This window comes from Colwellia sp. TT2012 (genome assembly GCF_001440345.1).
Taxonomy (GTDB): domain Bacteria; phylum Pseudomonadota; class Gammaproteobacteria; order Enterobacterales; family Alteromonadaceae; genus Colwellia.
In genome coordinates this window covers 128,542-147,092 of the sequence record NZ_LJYX01000019.1, presented here as the reverse complement: position 1 = coordinate 147,092, position 18,551 = coordinate 128,542, and the positions used below count along the sequence as shown (strand labels likewise).

The following is an 18,551-nucleotide window of genomic DNA, read 5'->3' as shown; positions in this document are numbered from 1 at the left end:
TTAGTTTATTTTTATCTATTAACAATACTAGCGCCATAACCCGTTCTTTTATCTTAACGGCAACTGGCGGTTTTTATCTAGCTGGCAGTCCGACAAGTTATCAATTGTTAGCCGCAAGTAGAGTAAGCTTTATCGGCTGTTGGTTAGTTATGGTACCAAGTGAGTCGATACTCACGCCACGCAGTAATGCCGCCAATAATATCCCTAAACAGTTATTTATATATAGGGATAGTTTTTCTAGGCAAGACTTTTCTCGTCTTGCTCGGGTGATAAAACAACTCGGTGACGTCACATAAAGACGCATATTATTAGCTTAGATTAACGGGTGAAAGGATTGTTGGTTGAGCGGTAGGTAACATATCTGGGTAATCTAACGTGTAATGCAAGCCTCTACTTTCTTTTCGCTCCATGGCACACTTTATGATGAGCTCAGCTACTTGCACTAAGTTTCTTAATTCAAGTAAATTATTACTTACTTTAAAGTTCTGGTAATAATCTTCAATTTCTTGTTGTAATAACTCTACTCGATGTAATGCTCGCTCAAGGCGTTTTGTTGTCCGGACAATGCCGACATAATCCCACATAAATAATCTGAGTTCGTGCCAATTATGTTGAATAACAACTTCTTCATCCGAGTCGGTTACGCGGCTTTCATCCCATGGCGGTAGGGTTAAATATCGATTATCTTGTTTTAACGTTGCACTAATCTCGACAGCTGCAGCGCGGGCAAAGACCAGGCATTCGAGCAATGAATTACTCGCTAAACGATTGGCACCGTGCAAGCCGGTATATGACATTTCACCAATGGCATAAAGTTGGCTAATATCCGTTTTTCCTTGTTTATCCACCATCACTCCGCCACAGGTATAATGCGCGGCTGGTACGATAGGAATGGGTTGTTTAGTGATATCAATGCCCAAAGACATGGTTTTTTCATAAATAGTAGGGAAGTGCTGTTTGATAAATTCACTGGATTTGTGACTAATATCAAGGTACATACAATCAGCACCTAAACGTTTCATTTCATAATCAATAGCCCGAGCGACAATATCACGCGGTGCTAATTCGGCACGTTCGTCAAAGTCGGGCATAAAACGACTGCCATCAGGGCGTCTTAACTTGGCGCCTTCGCCGCGCAGTGCTTCTGTTAATAAAAAAGTACCCGCTGAAGGATGAAATAAACAGGTTGGATGAAATTGATTAAACTCCATATTGGCAACGCGACAGCCAGCACGCCATGCCATCGCAATACCATCACCACTGGCTACATCAGGATTCGAGGTATATTGGTAAACTTTACTGGCGCCACCAGTAGCCAAAATAGTTTTTTGTGCATAAATACTTTCTACTTTTTCAGTATTTCTATTCCATATATAAGCACCAATACATTGTTTACCTTGATTAGCCGTGGAGCTAGGCTGACAAATAAGGTCTATGGCATTAAAGCGTTCAAATATGCGTATACGAGAATGTTGCTTAACTTGCTCGGCTAAAGTAAGTTGAATTGCTTGCCCAGTAGCATCAGCCGCATGTAAAATCCTGCGATGGCTATGGCCACCTTCGCGCGTTAAATGATAGCGCTCTGCGCCATTATTACCTTGCTCTTTATCAAAGGCGACACCTTGGCTTATTAGCCACTCTAGGCAAGATTTAGCATTTTCAATGGTAAAGCGAACGATTTCTTCGTCACATAGGCCGGCACCGGCAATTAAAGTATCTTCAATATGAGCAGTAACACTATCATTTTCATCAAATACCGCGGCAATTCCACCTTGAGCATAAAAAGTAGAGCCTTCGTTTAATGGCCCTTTACTTAAAATTACCACATCGGCATTTTTAGCTAGATGTAGCGCTAAAGTTAAACCTGCGGCGCCACTGCCGATGATTAAAACATCACAATTATTTTGTTGGGTCATGCGGTATTGGTTAAATTCTGCTGTTAAAGCGAATATATAAGTTAAGGAGTTTGAGGTATTCTATAATACATAGATATAAGCCGCCAGATAATAGCGTTTTAATACCCTCTGGCATTAATAATATCATTGCTCGATAAACCAATAATTCACATTGTTAAAAAGATCAAAAATAAAAAGAACTTTTTATCAAAACATAAGTCTTATTTTATGCGTTTGTTATGAGCCAATGGAAAATATGAGTACAAATCAATTGTCAGTGTTAAAGGATATGGCTCAAAAGAGCGAATTAAATATAGATCAACAATTAGTTGAGCGGGTTCAGCGTGGCGATAAAAATGCGTTTAACCTATTGGTAACTAAATATCAGCACAAAGTTGCCAATTTAGTGAGTCGTTATGTTAAAAATCATAGCGACGTACCCGATATAGTACAAGAGGCTTTTATTAAAGCCTATAGAGCATTACCTAATTTTAGAGGTGAAAGTGCTTTTTATACTTGGCTCTATCGTATTGCGGTTAATTGTGCAAAAAACCACAGCGTGGCGCTTGCTCGTAAACCGCCAAGTAACGATGTAGAAATCGATGATGCGGAGCTTTATGATGCTGGTGGTGCTTTACGAGAGAATGCCTCTCCTGAAAAGATCTTACTTACCGCGGAAATTAAGACCATTATCTTTAGTACCATGGCGTCATTACCCGAAGATTTAAGGTTAGCGATTAATTTTCGAGAAATCGAAGGTTTAAGCTATGAAGAAATTGCGACGATAATGGAGTGTCCAGTAGGAACCGTGCGTTCACGTATATTTAGAGCACGTGATGCCATAGACAAGAAAATTAGACCCTTATTACAAAAAAGTAATTAAGTCATTTGTGAAAGAAAAATTTAACCCGATGTTTTTAAGGTAAAAGTATGAGTGAAATTAAATCAGAGTCAATATCTTCATTAGTGGATAACTACTCGCCATCAACAGACGGTAGTGTCAGTGCGAACTTAGTTGATAATATGCTTAAGGATGAACACTTATCAAGTACTTGGCAAACCTATCACTTAATCGGTGATGTATTACGTGATGAGGTACCTCAGTCACTGCAGCTCGACTTAAGTAAAACAATTTCAGCAGCAATTGCTCTCGAGGCCACGATATTATCACCTAACTCATCTACACAAGTATTTGTACAGCAAGATGCGAAAGGTAATGGCTCATCTTCTGCCGATAATGTCCATTTACCAGCAAGCAGCACGGTGAAAAATACCCACTCTGTTATCGACGCAATAAGTCGTTTTAAAACCAAAGTATCCAGTTTTGTTAAACCCATGGGGCAGGTTGCTATTGCCGCTTCAGCAGCCGCTTTAATGATTGTTGGTGTACAAAATAATGTTGCAGAAAACTCATTTTCAGTAACACCAAGCCAAGTGGTGCAAACCATGCCTTTAATTGGGTATGCCAACCCAGTAAGCTTTAGCTTGCAATCACCTCAAGGTGAATCAAACCAGCAAAGCCAAAAAATACTGAACGAGCAGTTAGCTGCCGAAAGAGCGGCACAACAGCGCCGTTTACACGCGCTGTTAAAAGATCATAATCAACAAGTTAAATTAGGCAGCAATATAAAATAGCTTGATTGGCTGAATTAGTTGATAATTAAACTTTCAGCCACCATCTTTGAGAACCTATGAAATTTTCGGCACTTTTGTTATTGCTGTTAAGCGTTAATGTATCAGCTATAGCTACTGATACAGAGTCAGCTATGCTTTGGTTAGAGCAACTATCAAAATCATTACGTCAGCTAAATTTTACCACCTCTTTTGTTGTTGTTAAAAATAATCATGCCGAGCCCTATCATTGGTTGCATGGCATTAGCGAAGATAATCAAGAGTTAGAGATTTTTTCCCGCCTTAACGGCCCTCGCCGTGATATATTGCGCCAAGGGGATATTATTAGCTATATCGAACCCGAACAAGAACCTTATTCCATTATTTCTAATAATGTTAAAAGCCCTATCCCCACTATTCTTCGCGGTGATATTAGCGCGATTGAAGAAAACTATCGTTTTATCTCTGTCGGTCGTAGTCGAGTGTTGGGCCGAGTTGCTCAACTGGTACGTATTGTCGCAAAAGATAAGTACCGTTATAGTTATTGGCTTTGGCTTGATAAGCAGACTGGTCTGTTGTTAAAAATGGCGATATTGACACGTCAAGGGCTGTTACTTGAGCAAATTCAATTTACCCACCTCGAAGTGAGTGAGAAGTTATCGGAAAACTTAGTGCAATTGCAATCATCTGAATTACCGGCCGTTATTAAGTTAAATAATCAGCAGAAAAATAAAACTTTTTCTTGGCAAGTTGATTGGTTACCACAAGGCTTTGCTATGATAAAATCTAACCAACATCAGCTAAATAACTATCACCAAGGTGATGATAAAGCCGTTGAATTTATGCTGTTTTCAGATGGATTAGTTGAAATATCTGTCTATGTAAGCTCTAGTCAGGAAACCTTTAGAGCGCCTGAATATGCAAGTGATGGCGCAACAATGATCTTCAATCATATCATTCAAGGCATTGAGGTTGGCGTGGTTGGAGCTATTCCTTTAGCTACAGCTAAAAAAATTGCCGAATCTATTGTTGCTGTAACAAAAGTGAAGGTAATCAACAATACTCAAGGTGTGATAAGGGAGCAGTAAGATGATTAAAGAGCTCGCCAATGTCGTTGCTATTGAAGCGGGGCAAGTAACCGTTACCAGTCAAATAAAATCAGCATGTAGTGGTTGTGCACAAGTTGATAGCTGTGGTAGTGGCCAAATCGCTAAAGCACTGCCACAAGCCAAGCTTACCCTAACGTTACCCTATGATCGTAATGTTATTGGTCAAACCTTAAAACTGGGTGATAGTGTCGTATTAACTTTGCCGGAAAAACATGTATTATCGAGCGCCGGTCAAGTATATTTACTACCTTTATTTGGCTTGATTACGTTTTCCGCCGTCGGGCAATGGCTGGTTAACCAGCAAATATTAGCCCATGAATTAATTGCACTAGGTTTGGGTTTAATAGGAGGCTACTTAGGTTATAGGCTGGCTAAGTTTAAGCAAAAACAAGGAAAAAATAGTGAAAACTTACAGCCTAAGATAATTGAAGTTGTTCCTTCGCCAAGCCAAGGTAAATAAAGTCTTAGTCTGTTACGGCTTGAAACAAAAGATATCTGAACAAAAGATAGCCCCAAGGCAGTTAATTCGTTAAAATCACGCCATTATATTATTTTAACGCTTTTTATTTGACTGCCTTTTATGAAAAATATTCGAAATTTCTCAATTATTGCCCACATTGATCACGGTAAATCAACGCTTGCTGACCGTCTAATACAACATTGCGGTGGTTTAGAAGACCGAGAAATGGAAGCGCAAGTGCTTGATTCTATGGATATAGAAAAAGAGCGTGGTATTACCATTAAAGCGCAAAGTGTTACCTTAGACTATAAAGCAAAAGATGGTGAAACTTACCAACTAAATTTTATTGATACTCCCGGTCATGTCGATTTCTCCTATGAAGTCTCACGTTCTTTGGCCTCCTGTGAAGGCGCTTTGTTGGTGGTAGATGCAGGGCAAGGTGTGGAAGCACAAACCGTTGCTAACTGCTATACCGCCATTGAAATGGATTTAGAAGTTATTCCAATTTTAAATAAAATTGATTTACCGCAAGCCGATCCGGAACGTGTTGCTGAAGAAATAGAACATATCATTGGTATTGATGCTACGGATGCCGTAACTTGCTCGGCTAAAACAGGTTTGGGCATTGAAGATGTATTAGAAACTATCGTTGAAAATATCCCGCCACCAAAAGGTGATAGAGATGCACCATTACAAGCTTTGATTGTTGACTCATGGTTTGATAATTACCAAGGTGTTGTTTCACTGGTTCGAATAATGAATGGTGAAGTTAAAAAAGGCGATAAAATGTTGGTGATGTCGACTGGGCAAGTTCACCAAATCGATAAAATCGGTATATTCACCCCAAAACAAAAAGAAACGGGCATTTTAAGAACAGGTGAAGTTGGCTTTATTATTGCCGGCATCAAAGAAATTCACGGTGCGCCAGTGGGCGATACTATCACTATCAGTAAAAAAGAAGCGTCTGAGCCATTAAAGGGTTTTGCTAAAGCTCAGCCACAAGTTTACGCAGGTATATTTCCAATAAGCTCTGAAGATTATGAAAATTTTAGAGATGCATTGAATAAATTAAGCCTTAACGATGCCTCTTTATTTTTTGAACCAGAAAGCTCATCCGCCTTAGGTTTTGGTTTTCGTATCGGTTTCCTTGGCATGTTGCACATGGAAATCATTCAAGAGCGCCTTGCTCGTGAATATGATCTTGATTTAATTACCACAGCGCCAACGGTAAATTATGAAATTGTCTGTACTAATGGTGATCTTTTATCTATTGATAACCCTGCCGATTTGCCTGCAGTTAATAATATTGATGAAATTCGTGAGCCCATTGTTCAAGCAAATATATTAGTACCACAAGAATATTTGGGTAATGTTATTAAGCTATGTATTGAAAAACGTGGTGTACAAAAAGATATTATTTATCATGGTAATCAAGTAGCCGTTACTTATGAATTACCGATGGCTGAAGTGGTGATGGACTTTTTTGACAAACTCAAATCTACCAGTCGTGGTTATGCCTCACTGGATTATAATTTTATTAGATTTCAGACTGCCGATATGGTGCGAGTGGATGTCATGATCAATGGTGACAGAGTCGATGCTTTAGCTATGATCACCCATAGAACTCATTCAGCCGCACGTGGACGTTTATTAGTTGATAAACTTAAAGAGTTGATTCATCGTCAGCAGTTTGATATTGCTATTCAAGCGGCTATTGGCAATAACGTTATTGCGAGAACAACCGTTAAACAATTACGTAAAAATGTTACGGCTAAATGTTACGGCGGTGATATTAGTCGTAAGAAAAAGCTTTTGCAAAAGCAAAAGGATGGTAAAAAACGCATGAAGCAAGTGGGTAATGTTGAAGTACCACAAGAAGCATTTTTAGCTGTACTTAAGCTTGATAGTTAGTTCAAGCCGTGACGCCAAAATTAAAATTAGTACGAGTAAAGCATTGCTGTCGCTAATTTTTGCATAATATCATTTTAAAATAGGAATAGTATGGCCGTTTATTTTTCGATTATCTTAGTGATAATCACTGGGTTAACAGGAGTCGTGTGGTTTGCTGATAAGTTTTACTTAGCACCACAGCGTAAGCTCAAAGCTGCTTTCGCTGAGGTTTCAGCGAAAGAAATATCCGCTGCTGAGTTAACTCCTCAGGCATTAGCTACCTTAACAGAGCCATCACCCTTAGTTGATACAGCGATACAAATTTTTCCGGTAATAGCCTTTGTTTTAATTTTACGCTCTTTTATATACGAACCCTTTCAAATACCTTCTGGCTCAATGATGCCAACCTTACTTGATGGTGATTTTATTCTAGTGAATAAATTCAATTATGGCTTAAAAGATCCTGTTTTTAGACATAAGTTTCTTGAAAACGGTTTGCCTGAACATGGTGATGTTGTGGTGTTTAAATATCCACAAGATCCTAGGATTGACTATATTAAGCGAGTGATTGGTTTACCCGGTGATCGTATTATTTACCGAAATAAATTACTTTATATTAAGCGCGCCTGTCTAGAAACTGATGCCAAGTGCCCTGAATTTGAACAAATAGAGCAAAGTTATATTGGTAAATATGACGGGCCAGATGCTGAGTTTGGCATGAATGAATTTACCGCAAAAATGTTAAATAAAAGTCACCAGGTATTAAATGACAGTCAGACCTTAGCCCGAGTTAGCCATTACTTCCAGCAATCAGGGACCGCAGCGGATGAGTTCTTAGTGCCGGCGAAGCATTACTTTGTCATGGGTGATAACCGTGATAATTCCTTAGATGGACGTTTTTGGGGCTTTGTCCCTGAAGAAAACCTTGTCGGTGAGGCCGTTGCTATTTGGATGAGTTTTGATTTTGATCGCAGCGAAGACAGTTTTTTACCGCAATGGTTGCCTACCGGTATTCGTTTTGAACGCATAGGCGCTATTATTTAACATGACTACTTTTTTTACCTGGCATATAGAGTTATATCGTGAAAATTAATCCTCGTAACCTTGCTCGATTAGCCAAAAAGATTGGTTATGAATTTAATGAATCGACATTGTTGGTGCAAGCACTTACTCACCGTAGTGCCAAAGGACCTCATAATGAAAGACTGGAGTTCCTTGGGGACTCTATCTTAGGCTTTGTCATTGCAGAGGCCCTTTTTGATAAATTCCCCAAGCATGATGAGGGTGACTTAACTCGGATGCGCTCTAGCTTAGTAAGGGGAGTCACTTTAGCTGAAGTGGCTCGAGAGTTTAATTTGGGCGAATACCTAATACTTGGTCCAGGGGAGCTGAAAAGTGGCGGACATCGTCGAGAGTCTATTTTAGAGGATGCCATCGAAGCCATCATTGGTGCTGTTTACCTTGATTCTACTATCGATCGCTGTAAAGCGCTTATCCTAAGTTGGTTTGATAGTCGCTTGGCGGTGATTAAACCTGGCAATGAACAAAAAGATCCTAAAACGCGCTTGCAAGAATTTCTACAAGGGAGAAAAATCCCCTTACCCAGTTATGATGTAATTGATACGACAGGACAGTCCCATAACCAAGAGTTTACCGTTCGTTGTCAAACGTCAGTGATCAGCGAAGAGGTTGTCGCCAAAGGGACTAGCCGTAGAAAAGCAGAGCAAGCCGCAGCTCAGCAAATACTCGCATTGATTGAACAAGCTAATGAGGAAAAAAAGCACATTTAAACAAGCCCAATTAGCAAATATCCGACATACTAAAAGTAACCCAGCAAAAAAATAAGCACGAGAAAATAAATTATGCACAACGATACCTCAGATACCTATGCAGGCTTAATTGCTATTGTCGGTCGCCCCAATGTTGGTAAATCAACGTTATTAAATGCCATGTTAGGGCAAAAGATTAGTATTACTTCTAAAAAGCCACAAACGACTCGACATCGTATTTTAGGCATATTGACTGAAGAAAATAGGCAAGCAATATTAGTAGATACCCCAGGTTTACATACCGAAGAAAAACGTGCCATCAATAGGTTAATGAACCGTGCGGCAAGTAGTACCATTGCAGAAGTTGAATTAATAGTATTCCTAGTTGAAGGAACTCATTGGACTCAAGACGATGAGCTGGTACTAACTAAAGTCAAACAAAGTGGTTCTCCTTGTATATTGGTTGTTAATAAAATTGATAACATCGCGGACAAAGATGATTTATTACCTCATCTTAAGACGTTAGGAGCGATGCACGAATTTAGGGATATTGTGCCTATCTCTGCAAGTAAGGGGCAGGGTGTTGATACCATTCGCCAATTATGTTTAACCTCGTTAGCTAAAGGTGATTTTTGGTTCCCAGCCGATCACATCACCGATCGCTCTAGCCGTTTTATGGCTTCTGAAATTATTCGTGAAAAACTTATCCGTTTTACCGGTGATGAATTGCCATATTCTATTACGGTAGAGATAGAGCAATTTAAGGTGGATCAGAAAGGAATTATCCATATTAATGCCTTAATACTTGTCGAGCGAGAGACCCAAAAACGTATGGTCATTGGTAATAAAGGTGAACGCTTGAAAACCATAGGTCAGGAAGCTAGACGTGATATGGAAAATTTATTTGATAGTAAGGTATATCTTGAGACTTGGGTGAAAGTGAAATCTGGATGGGCAGATGATGAACGAGCATTACGCAGCTTAGGTTATGGTGATGATTACACGGGTTAATTGGAATGTGGTAGATGATTGAACAAAACGCATTTGTTTTACATAGTCGACCATATCGTGAAAATCAGCTGTTAGTTGATTTATTAACTGAGCAAGATGGTAAAGTGACGGCATTGGTCTACGTTGGCCAATCTAAGCGTTCGATAAAAAAAGGCTTAATTCAGCCTTTTTTACCGCTAAGATTGACATTGAAAGGTCATGGTAACGTTAAACTAATCACCCAAATTGATGCCATTGCCAAATCATTTTCGCTGATAAAACATAGCCTGTTTAGTTCTTTTTATCTTAACGAATTGTTGATTCGTCTGTTAACAGATCACATAGCTTGTCCGCAGCTATTCTGTCAATATCAAGCTACTTTGACCTCCCTATCTCAAGAAGAAGCCATCGCACCACAATTACGCTTATTTGAACTGGCGCTGCTGGAAGAGTTAGGGCTATCATTTGACTTTAGCCCTGTATTTGAGCACGATGTTAGTCACTTTCATTATATCGACGAGCAAGGTTTTGTCCCTGTCTATGGAGCTATGCCTAAACAAAGTGCTCATTGCTTTGATAAAATCCATTTACAAGCAATTGCTCAGCGCGACGCGTTATGTAATACCAGTGTACCAGCAGAGGTTAGCTATACCTTTAAGTTGTTAATGCGGCAGGTTATTAACCAGTTACTTGGCAATAAACCATTAAATAGCCGGAAACTTTTTGCTAACAAAAAATAAATTTTAGCTATTTATATCGTCAGAAAAAATCAAAAAGAGAATAAAATGACTGAATTATTATTAGGTGTAAACGTTGACCATATCGCCACGTTAAGACAGGCTCGCGGTACTAGTTATCCTGATCCTGTCTATGCCGCTAGTGTGGCAGAACATGCGGGAGCAGATGGTATTACTGTCCATTTACGTGAAGATAGGCGCCATATTCAAGACAGAGATATTCATGTCTTAAAGCAGACCTTAGATACCCGGATGAACTTCGAAATGGCTGTTACTGATGAAATGATTGCTATTGCCTGTGAAGTTCAGCCAGAATTTTGTTGTTTAGTACCAGAAAAGCGTGCAGAGCTTACCACCGAAGGCGGCTTAGATGTTGTTGGCCAATTAGATAAAGTTACTAAGGCAACGGCACAGTTATCTGCAGCTGGCATAATGGTCAGCTTATTTATCGATGCCGATAAAGCACAAATTGATGCTGCTGTTGCTAGTAAAGCTCCTTATATAGAGATTCATACGGGGCACTATGCTGATCTCACCTCACCAGATGAGCAGCAGATAGAACTTGAACGTTTAACGGCAGGTATTAAGTATGCACATAGCTTAGGCTTAAAAGTAAATGCGGGCCATGGCTTGAATTATTTTAATGTTAAGCCTATTGCTGCCATTAAAGAAATTATTGAACTAAATATTGGTCATGCCATTATTGCTCGTGCAGTTATTGATGGCTTAGATAAAGCGGTACGTGATATGAAGCAACTTATGCTGGAAGCTAGGGCACCGATTCGTTAGGTTAGTTACTTATTTGCAAGGGTGGCAAAGAGGTGTTTTTTGTCATTTATTTTTTTTGTTGAAATTATAAGCTACACTTTAATGGATAGAGTGCGGGAAGGGATTCAACATGAAAATAAGTGAGGATAAGTGATGCAAACACAGATGAAACCAATGCTTGAGCGTAGAAAGGAAGCTCCAGAGCAGTCAGTTTGGTGGAATAAATTATCCTTAGCGCAAAAATTCTCTGCGAGTAGTTTAGGAAAATTTGGCTATGAAATTACCTTTGTTCGTAATGATGAGGGTCATAGCTTAGCGGTAATGCAGTGCAATGGTGGCGTTGCTGTTATTTCAGAAGATGGAGATATAGATACCTCACCAAAAATCGCTATCCGCTAGTGATCCGTTAGCCATTGCCGATTATCCAGTTAGCAATAACCTCGCTAGCAAGAGGCTAAGCAATAAGAGCTAAGTAGTAACAATCAAGTCACTCCCTAAAAAAGCAACAAATATTGTTGTTTTTTTAATGAGCTAAAAAAGTTAATGGCTGTTAACACTCATTTGTTTTAGTGCTTCAGGCACAGCAAGTAAAACTTGTTCTATATGATCAAAAAACTCTAAAAACTCAGGTTCAAGCTCCTCTAAGCCTAAGCCCATTTTTAACTGCGTTTCTAAATGCGCGGTGATTTTTGCTAAACTTGGCGCACCAGTATAACAACAAGCGCCGTTGAGTTTATGGACTAAACGCTTAAGTAGAGCGATATCTTGTGCAGCAATAGCTTGATGAATATCTTGTTGAATTTGCGGTAAGCTCTCGATTAACCCTAAAAACATTTCTTTAGCTAAGTCAGCTTTATTAGCACTGCGCTTTAACGCCAAAGGCCAATCAATGACTTTTGAAAAATTTTCAACCTCGGTCAATCTGCTACTGGTAATAAGGGGGGCAGCTGAGCTTACTAAGTGGTTGAAGTCACAATACTCATAGATTATATGACGCAACATTGCTTCATCTATTGGTTTAGTCATATAGGCATTGAAGCCTTGTTGCTGCATTTTCTCCCTTTCACCACTTAACGCATGAGCAGTAACGGCAATAATTGGTGTGTTACTGTGGCCAGGTAATATTTTAATCTCTTTAAGTGCGCTAATACCGTCTAATATCGGCATTTGTATATCCATAAAAATAAGCGCAAAAGTTTCTGATTTACAAAGCTCGATGGCTGACATGCCATTGTCGGTGACCACCACTTCAGCAACTTGCTCTAATAATAAGGCTTTAATTAGTTTCAGGTTGGCTTCATTATCATCAACCGCCAAGACCTTAATGGGTAATATTTTTCCTATAGGTGCAGCAAGGGTAAGTTTTTGTGATTCAGCTTTTATCATCGGCTGTAATCCTTTACTCAAACTTCTTGATGTTAGCGGTTTGCTCATACAGCTAATAGCACCACAGGCAATTAGCGCCTCCTGTAAACTAGGCGAGTGATTATTTAATGCCAGATGTATATTACTGGTGAGGGGTTGTAATTCAGTAATGGTTTTCTTCAAGTCACTTAAGGCGGTAGCTGCCTGGTTATGGCCGATAAGTGCATAGTCAAAACTTCGTTGTGTTTCTTTACTGTGAGAAATTACTTGAGATAATTGATGTTTGTTAATCACACTAGTAACGTTCATCTGCCAGTGCTTTAATATATTCTTAGTCGCTTCTCTGCTGTGATCGTTTTCTTCATAGTAGAGTAAGGTCTTATTTGCTAAATGCTGATTGTCCAACTCTAGTATTAATGGCATAGCATTTACTTCACATTGAAAAGTAAACCAAAAACTGGATCCTTGATTTTTTTCACTGGTAAAACCTATATCGCCAAGCATCTCTTGTGCGAGTCGTTGACAAATCACTAGGCCTAAACCGGTGCCGCCGTATAAACGAGTAATGCTCTGATCAGCTTGGGTAAAGGCATCAAAAATTGTTCTTTGTTGCTTGCTAGTCATACCAATGCCAGTGTCATTGACGATAACTTTTAATTTGATATTCTTTTGGTTATCTTCTTCATAGACTATATCGACATTCACTGAGCCTTGTGGGGTGAATTTTATCGCATTACTAATTAAGTTAGTGATAATTTGTTTAATCCGCATAGTATCACCGACCAGTGAATCGGGTATTTCTTGGGGAATATTTATTGATAGCTCAATATTTTTCTTATGGGCTGATGGGGCTAGTAACGTGAGTGTTTCCTCGAGAGAGTCTCGTAACGAAAAAGGAATGTTTTCAATAATCATTTTCCCGGCATCGAGCTTAGAGAAATCGAGAATATCATTAATAATGGTTAATAAATTGTTTGCTGAGCGATCAATGGTTTGTAAATAATCCCGCTGATTTTCAGTCAAGGGGGTTTTTAGCACTTGCCGAGTAAAGCCAATAACTCCATTTAATGGTGTACGTAACTCATGACTCATGTTGGCTAAAAATTCAGATTTTACCCTATTAGCATCTTGAGCCTTACGTTTAGCAATGCTGAGTTCTACGTTTTGTATTTCAAATTGCTCTAAACTTTCCCGTAGATCTATGGTGGCTTGATCTATACTGGCGTTCATCTCGTTTTGGTAGTTATCAAGTGACTGCGCCATGGCATTAATACCATTTTTTAAAAAGTTAAGTTCGCCAATAAGTTGACCACTTACTCGGCTTTCTAATTTCCCTTCTCTAATACGTTCGATTGCTTGCACCATAGAGTTTATTGGCTTAGTTACTTTTTTAATGAGTCTAAGGGCAAAAATTGCGCTGAGTAAAGAGCCAAGTAAAGCAAAAGCAAAAGCTACTATAAATTGGCTTTGCTGTTGGAAATTGAGCTGGCTCTTATCAATTTGCATAGCAATGTAACCAACGGGGGAAGGTCTTGCGCTATTTTGTATGGCGTTAAATTGTGAACTGGTTTTAGAGGGGAAGTTTTTATTTACTAGAAAGTTATAATTTTCATCAATGATAGGGGTTCTAAAGATAATATAGTCGTCAATGTTTTGCATACTGGTGTGACTTGGCAGCTTTACCCCAGCATTTAATCTCATTAAATGCGTATCGCCACGATAGGCACTAGCGACAAAAACTTGATTATCTTCGGTAAAAATAACAATGCTGTTGACTATATTTGATTGACTTCGGTGCGTAAACCCTATTAGTTGGCGAAGTTTGTCTCTGTTTTTATTAAGTAAAGGGCCTTTACTGGCAATAGCTATCGGTTCAATGATGCTTTTAGCACGTTGTTCAAGGATGTCATTAAGTTCTACTGAGCGGCTATAAGAAAAATAACTAGCTAAACCAAAACTGATTAACGTTGTCGGGAGAATAGTGAGTATGATAACCCAGTCTTTCAGGCTTATTTTATGCATTATTAGTTGAACTTTTTTTGTCAATTTAGGGTAAAATACCCGTTGAAATAATTAACTATCTAATCGATTATCCAAGTTAACATAAATAATCTCATAAGCGGCTATAAATTAATAGTATAGATGGCTAAGCTCCTGCTGAAATAGATATATTGGTAATAAAGTAAGCGTTAGTTCTAGGGTGAAAATGGCAAATTTTTTTAAAGCAACAGTTAAACCACAAACGTGCAATCAGCGCTTGACCGTTAGTATTGAAAAGCTCGATATAAATGGTGTCGGTGTTGCCCGTTGGCAAAATAAACCGGTATTTATAGCTGGAGCTTTACCCAATGAAGTGGTCGATGTGAAAATTATCGAACAAAAAAGCAAATATGCTCGCGCTAAACTCATTGCTATTGGCAAGCAAAGCGAGCATAGAGTCGAGCCTCAGTGTCAGCACTTTGGTGTATGTGGTGGCTGTGATCTACAAATGCTTGATATAACAGAGCAACTGCAGTTTAAACAAGATAAAGTCAGTGAGCATTATTCTCGCTTTTTTAGCAGCCAAGATAAGGTGGTACAAGTTGCCGGCAAAGACTTGCCTTGGCAAGCGCCGATAAAAAGTAGCCCTTGGCATTATCGGCGTAAAGCCCGTATAGGTGTTCAATTTGATAAAAAATTCCACGCAACTATCGGTTTTAGACAAAAATCCACCAATCAATTAGCCGCAATCAAGTCATGCCCGGTCTTAGTTGAGCCGCTTAATGACATTTTTCCCTTGCTAAAAAAGTTATTGGCACAACTTACCGGACAATCTGCCATCGGTCATATAGAAGTTATTCAAGCGGATATACTTGAGCAAAACTTACCAGAGCTAAGACAAAAAGATAAGCAAGTGGTGCTGGTTATTCGACAGCTAAAGCCAATGAATGCCAAGGATATCGAGCTTTGGCAATCTTGTGCGCAGCAATATTGCTGGCACGTCATTATTGATGATGGTAACCAGCAAGTGCCGCTAGCGGGTAGCAATGAGAATAGCTCTGCGGTACTTTCATATACATTAGCCGATAAAAATAAAATTTATTTTGCCAGTAGTGATTTTATTCAAATTAACCATCACGTTAATAATGCCATGATCAGTCAAGCTTTAGCTTGGTTAAATATTTTACCTAGCGATAAGGTGCTGGACTTATTTTGTGGACTCGGCAACTTTAGCTTAGCGCTGGCAAAATACGCAAAACTACTTGTTGGTGTTGAGGGTGTACAAGTGATGGTTGATAAAGCCAGTCATAATGCTCAAGTCAATGGTCTTGATAATTGTCAGTTTTATCAGGCAGATTTAAACAGTCATTGGTTATTAGCATCGTGGGCTAATGGTCAAGTGTTTGATAAGGTGCTGCTTGATCCAGCAAGAGCAGGAGCAGAGCAAGCAGTAAGTCAAATTGCTAAACTACAAATACCTAGCGTCTTATATGTCAGCTGTGATCCGGCAACCTTAGCAAGAGATAGCGCAATACTTATTGCTCATGGCTACAAGCTTGAAAAAATATCACTGATAGACATGTTTGCTCAAACAAAGCATGTTGAGACTATGGTCTTGTTTACTCATAGTATTTAGCATTTAAGATCATGAAAATATGTATTAGCTAACATTAAGTTAACTTTTAAAGACAAAGGAATAGCTATGGTTTCCGTGCGTAAATCTCATCAAATAGCAGAGCAAAGTTTTGAACAATGGCTAACCAACTTAGCGTTAACCGAGGTAAAAGCCCAGGCTTTGTCTGTTTTATGGTTGCAAATCTGCAACTTTTATCAGCATGACAGTGCGGTAAAGTTCGACTTGCAAAATAAAAGCATGGAAATGGTGGAAATATTAAGTGGTTTGAACCTAGATGATGACTCGTTAGTAGCGGCTTTTATCTCGCCCTTATTAGCCCATAATATTATTTCCATAGATTATGTCAAAGAACACTTCTCTAAAGACATATTAATGCTTTGTCAAGGTGTTGAGCAGATGGCTGCCATTAAAGCGCTGCGCCAACAAAGTAATCAATCTATTGGCTCTGCACCACAAAACATAGATAACATTCGCCGTATGTTATTGGCTATGGTGGATGATGTGCGCGCTGTGGTGATCAAATTAGCGGAACGGCTATGTGATTTACGGGCAAAGAAAAATAGTGATGAAGAAACACGTGTGTTAGCGGCAAAAGAGAGTGCTAATATCTACGCGCCACTAGCCAACCGCTTAGGCATAGGCCAATTAAAGTGGGAACTTGAAGATATTTCATTTCGTTACTTGCACCCGCAGGTCTATAAAAAAATTGCTAAACTTTTGGATGAAACTCGACTAGAGCGAGAGCAATATATGGCTAGCTTTGTTGGTCAGTTAAAGGGTGAACTTAATGCCTTAGCTATTAAGGGGGACGTTTTTGGTCGTCCTAAACACATCTACAGCATTTGGAAAAAAATGCAGCAAAAATCATTAGGTTTTGAACAGCTCTTTGATGTGCGAGCTGTGCGTGTGGTGGTCGAAAAAGTACAAGATTGTTATTCTGCACTGGGTATTGTCCACACCCAATGGCCACACCTAGCCAAAGAATTCTCAGATTATGTGGCCACCCCAAAAGCCAATGGCTATCAATCAATACATACTGTGGTGTTAGGACCAACAGGTAAGTCGGTAGAAGTACAAATCAGAACCAAGCAAATGGATGATGACGCCGAACTTGGTGTCGCGGCGCATTGGCGTTATAAAGAAGGCAAGGCCAGCGGTAAAAGTAATAGTTTTGATGATAAAATTGGTTGGTTACGAAAGATTTTGCAGTGGCAAGATGATGTTAGTGAAAGTGGTGAATTACTTGATGAGTTACGCAGTCAGGTGTTTGAAGACCGGATTTATGTTTTCACCCCAAGTGGTGATGTTATCGATTTACCTATGGGGGCAACCCCATTAGATTTTGCTTATTACATCCATTCCAATGTTGGTCATTGCTGTATTGGCGCTAAAGTGTTTGGTAAAATAGTGCCTTTTACCCATCAGTTGCAAACGGGTGATCAGGTAGAGATATTGACCAGTAAACAGTCAAATCCGAGTAGAGACTGGCTCAACCCCAATTTAAATTACATCTACTCTTCGCGTGCGCGCGCTAAAGTTCAGCACTTTTTTAAATTGCTTGATAGAGATAAGTATATTGCTCAGGGCAAAGAGTTATTTGACAGTGAAATAGCTAAATATGATTTAGCCACTATAGACTTATTAGCGGCAGCAAAACGCTTTAATATGAAAACGATAGATGACCTTTATGCGGCACTAGGTACAGGTAACGCCAGATTACAGCAAGTTATTAATCACTTTACTCAGCTTGATAGTAAATTAAAACCTCAAGCTGAAATAGACCCACAAAGTTTAGTCAAACAAAGTCCAACCAATAAAGCATTAGCGCAAGAGGATAATGGCATAACCGTTTCTGGCGTCGGTAACCTACTCACTCATATGGCGAAGTGCTGTCAGCCAGTACCGGGTGACAGCATCTTGGGCTTTATAACGCAAGGGCGAGGTATTTCAGTACATCGACAAGATTGTGAGCAACTTGCCAATGCTCTTAGTTTGCAAGCTGAGCGGTTAGTTGATGTGCAGTGGGGCAATGCACATAGACAAAGTTATCAAGCCACGGCACAAATTATTGGTAGTGATAGACAAGGTCTATTACGTGATATCTCCACCATTATTGCCAATGAAAGAGTAAGCATTATAGGCATGGAAAGTCATACCGATAAAGCCAAGCAGACCATGAGTATGAAGCTAAAACTGGAAGTGGAAAATAGTGAGTTATTGCTGCGTGTTCTCGATAAGTTACGGCAATTAGAGGATGTAAGCCAGGTGAAACGCCTGTAATTGTTGTGCACTAAGATGACCCAAGCCAGTGTGATACATAATGTAAACAAAGCGAAAATAA

Annotated in this window: 16 protein-coding genes; 14 read left to right on the top strand and 2 right to left on the bottom strand. The window is 39.3% G+C overall.

Features of this window, described 5'->3' with window-relative positions; genetic code table 11:
• Positions 1–104: 104 nt before the first annotated feature.
• The gene (locus tag ASU03_RS20805) at positions 105–296 is read left to right on the top strand and encodes a hypothetical protein (protein ID WP_157465912.1); all 192 of its coding nucleotides are present in this window, start codon (positions 105–107) and stop codon (positions 294–296) included.
• 12 nt (positions 297–308) lie between these two features.
• On the opposite strand, the gene nadB is transcribed toward ASU03_RS20805, so the two are convergent.
• Positions 309–1,916 (bottom strand): L-aspartate oxidase, encoded by a 1,608-nt coding sequence (gene nadB, locus ASU03_RS13980; protein ID WP_057832410.1) that lies wholly within the window; start codon positions 1,914–1,916, stop codon positions 309–311.
• A 235-nt stretch (positions 1,917–2,151) separates the two neighbouring features.
• Between nadB and rpoE the strand changes: the two genes are divergently transcribed.
• The 11 genes from rpoE (at position 2,152) to ASU03_RS13925 (ending at position 11,628) form a co-directional block, all read left to right on the top strand.
• A complete protein-coding gene (gene rpoE, locus ASU03_RS13975) occupies positions 2,152–2,778 on the top strand; it encodes an RNA polymerase sigma factor RpoE (protein ID WP_197410288.1) in 627 nt (208 codons plus the stop codon).
• Positions 2,779–2,825: 47 nt separating this feature from the next.
• Entirely contained in the window at positions 2,826–3,530 is a 705-nt protein-coding gene (locus ASU03_RS13970) for a sigma-E factor negative regulatory protein (RefSeq protein ID WP_057832409.1), read from the top strand.
• 56 nt (positions 3,531–3,586) lie between these two features.
• Positions 3,587–4,594: a MucB/RseB C-terminal domain-containing protein gene (locus ASU03_RS13965; RefSeq protein ID WP_057832408.1), complete on the top strand. Its 1,008-nt coding sequence runs from the start codon at positions 3,587–3,589 to the stop codon at positions 4,592–4,594.
• Between the two features lies 1 nt (position 4,595).
• Entirely contained in the window at positions 4,596–5,075 is a 480-nt protein-coding gene (locus ASU03_RS13960) for a SoxR reducing system RseC family protein (RefSeq protein WP_057181926.1), read from the top strand.
• Between the two features lie 120 nt (positions 5,076–5,195).
• Positions 5,196–6,986 carry a translation elongation factor 4 gene (lepA, locus tag ASU03_RS13955; protein ID WP_057832407.1) on the top strand — a complete coding sequence of 597 codons (1,791 nt, stop codon included), beginning with the start codon at positions 5,196–5,198 and terminating at the stop codon, positions 6,984–6,986.
• A 90-nt stretch (positions 6,987–7,076) separates the two neighbouring features.
• A complete protein-coding gene (lepB, locus tag ASU03_RS13950) occupies positions 7,077–8,009 on the top strand; it encodes a signal peptidase I (RefSeq protein WP_057832406.1) in 933 nt (310 codons plus the stop codon).
• Between the two features lie 38 nt (positions 8,010–8,047).
• Positions 8,048–8,755, top strand: coding sequence for a ribonuclease III (rnc, locus tag ASU03_RS13945; RefSeq protein ID WP_057832405.1), 708 nt, complete (start codon positions 8,048–8,050; stop codon positions 8,753–8,755).
• Between the two features lie 72 nt (positions 8,756–8,827).
• Positions 8,828–9,745: a GTPase Era gene (era, locus tag ASU03_RS13940; RefSeq protein ID WP_057832404.1), complete on the top strand. Its 918-nt coding sequence runs from the start codon at positions 8,828–8,830 to the stop codon at positions 9,743–9,745.
• A 14-nt stretch (positions 9,746–9,759) separates the two neighbouring features.
• Positions 9,760–10,464, top strand: coding sequence for a DNA repair protein RecO (gene recO, locus ASU03_RS13935; RefSeq protein WP_057832403.1), 705 nt, complete (start codon positions 9,760–9,762; stop codon positions 10,462–10,464).
• A 45-nt stretch (positions 10,465–10,509) separates the two neighbouring features.
• Positions 10,510–11,250 carry a pyridoxine 5'-phosphate synthase gene (pdxJ, locus tag ASU03_RS13930; RefSeq protein ID WP_057832402.1) on the top strand — a complete coding sequence of 247 codons (741 nt, stop codon included), beginning with the start codon at positions 10,510–10,512 and terminating at the stop codon, positions 11,248–11,250.
• Positions 11,251–11,382: 132 nt separating this feature from the next.
• Entirely contained in the window at positions 11,383–11,628 is a 246-nt protein-coding gene (locus tag ASU03_RS13925; protein WP_057181913.1) for a hypothetical protein, read from the top strand.
• 141 nt (positions 11,629–11,769) lie between these two features.
• Here the strand turns inward: ASU03_RS13925 and barA are convergent, their stop codons facing one another.
• Positions 11,770–14,616 carry a two-component sensor histidine kinase BarA gene (gene barA, locus ASU03_RS13920; protein WP_057832401.1) on the bottom strand — a complete coding sequence of 949 codons (2,847 nt, stop codon included), beginning with the start codon at positions 14,614–14,616 and terminating at the stop codon, positions 11,770–11,772.
• Positions 14,617–14,800: 184 nt separating this feature from the next.
• On the opposite strand from barA, the gene rlmD reads away from it, so the two are divergent.
• Positions 14,801–16,210 (top strand): 23S rRNA (uracil(1939)-C(5))-methyltransferase RlmD, encoded by a 1,410-nt coding sequence (rlmD, locus tag ASU03_RS13915; protein ID WP_057832400.1) that lies wholly within the window; start codon positions 14,801–14,803, stop codon positions 16,208–16,210.
• Between the two features lie 66 nt (positions 16,211–16,276).
• A complete protein-coding gene (gene relA, locus ASU03_RS13910; protein WP_057832399.1) occupies positions 16,277–18,490 on the top strand; it encodes a GTP diphosphokinase in 2,214 nt (737 codons plus the stop codon).
• Positions 18,491–18,551 lie beyond the last annotated feature (61 nt).

Excerpts from the sequence above, each read along its gene's own strand:
- nadB (WP_057832410.1), bottom strand. The coding sequence starts at position 1,916 with ATGACCCAACAAAATAATTGTGATGTTTTAATCATCGGCAGTGGCGCC.
- rpoE (WP_197410288.1), top strand. The coding sequence starts at position 2,152 with ATGAGTACAAATCAATTGTCAGTGTTAAAGGATATGGCTCAAAAGAGC.
- ASU03_RS13970 (WP_057832409.1), top strand. The coding sequence starts at position 2,826 with ATGAGTGAAATTAAATCAGAGTCAATATCTTCATTAGTGGATAACTAC.
- ASU03_RS13965 (WP_057832408.1), top strand. The coding sequence starts at position 3,587 with ATGAAATTTTCGGCACTTTTGTTATTGCTGTTAAGCGTTAATGTATCA.
- ASU03_RS13960 (WP_057181926.1), top strand. The coding sequence starts at position 4,596 with ATGATTAAAGAGCTCGCCAATGTCGTTGCTATTGAAGCGGGGCAAGTA.
- lepA (WP_057832407.1), top strand. The coding sequence starts at position 5,196 with ATGAAAAATATTCGAAATTTCTCAATTATTGCCCACATTGATCACGGT.
- lepB (WP_057832406.1), top strand. The coding sequence starts at position 7,077 with ATGGCCGTTTATTTTTCGATTATCTTAGTGATAATCACTGGGTTAACA.
- era (WP_057832404.1), top strand. The coding sequence starts at position 8,828 with ATGCACAACGATACCTCAGATACCTATGCAGGCTTAATTGCTATTGTC.
- recO (WP_057832403.1), top strand. The coding sequence starts at position 9,760 with ATGATTGAACAAAACGCATTTGTTTTACATAGTCGACCATATCGTGAA.
- pdxJ (WP_057832402.1), top strand. The coding sequence starts at position 10,510 with ATGACTGAATTATTATTAGGTGTAAACGTTGACCATATCGCCACGTTA.
- ASU03_RS13925 (WP_057181913.1), top strand. The coding sequence starts at position 11,383 with ATGCAAACACAGATGAAACCAATGCTTGAGCGTAGAAAGGAAGCTCCA.
- barA (WP_057832401.1), bottom strand. The coding sequence starts at position 14,616 with ATGCATAAAATAAGCCTGAAAGACTGGGTTATCATACTCACTATTCTC.
- rlmD (WP_057832400.1), top strand. The coding sequence starts at position 14,801 with ATGGCAAATTTTTTTAAAGCAACAGTTAAACCACAAACGTGCAATCAG.
- relA (WP_057832399.1), top strand. The coding sequence starts at position 16,277 with ATGGTTTCCGTGCGTAAATCTCATCAAATAGCAGAGCAAAGTTTTGAA.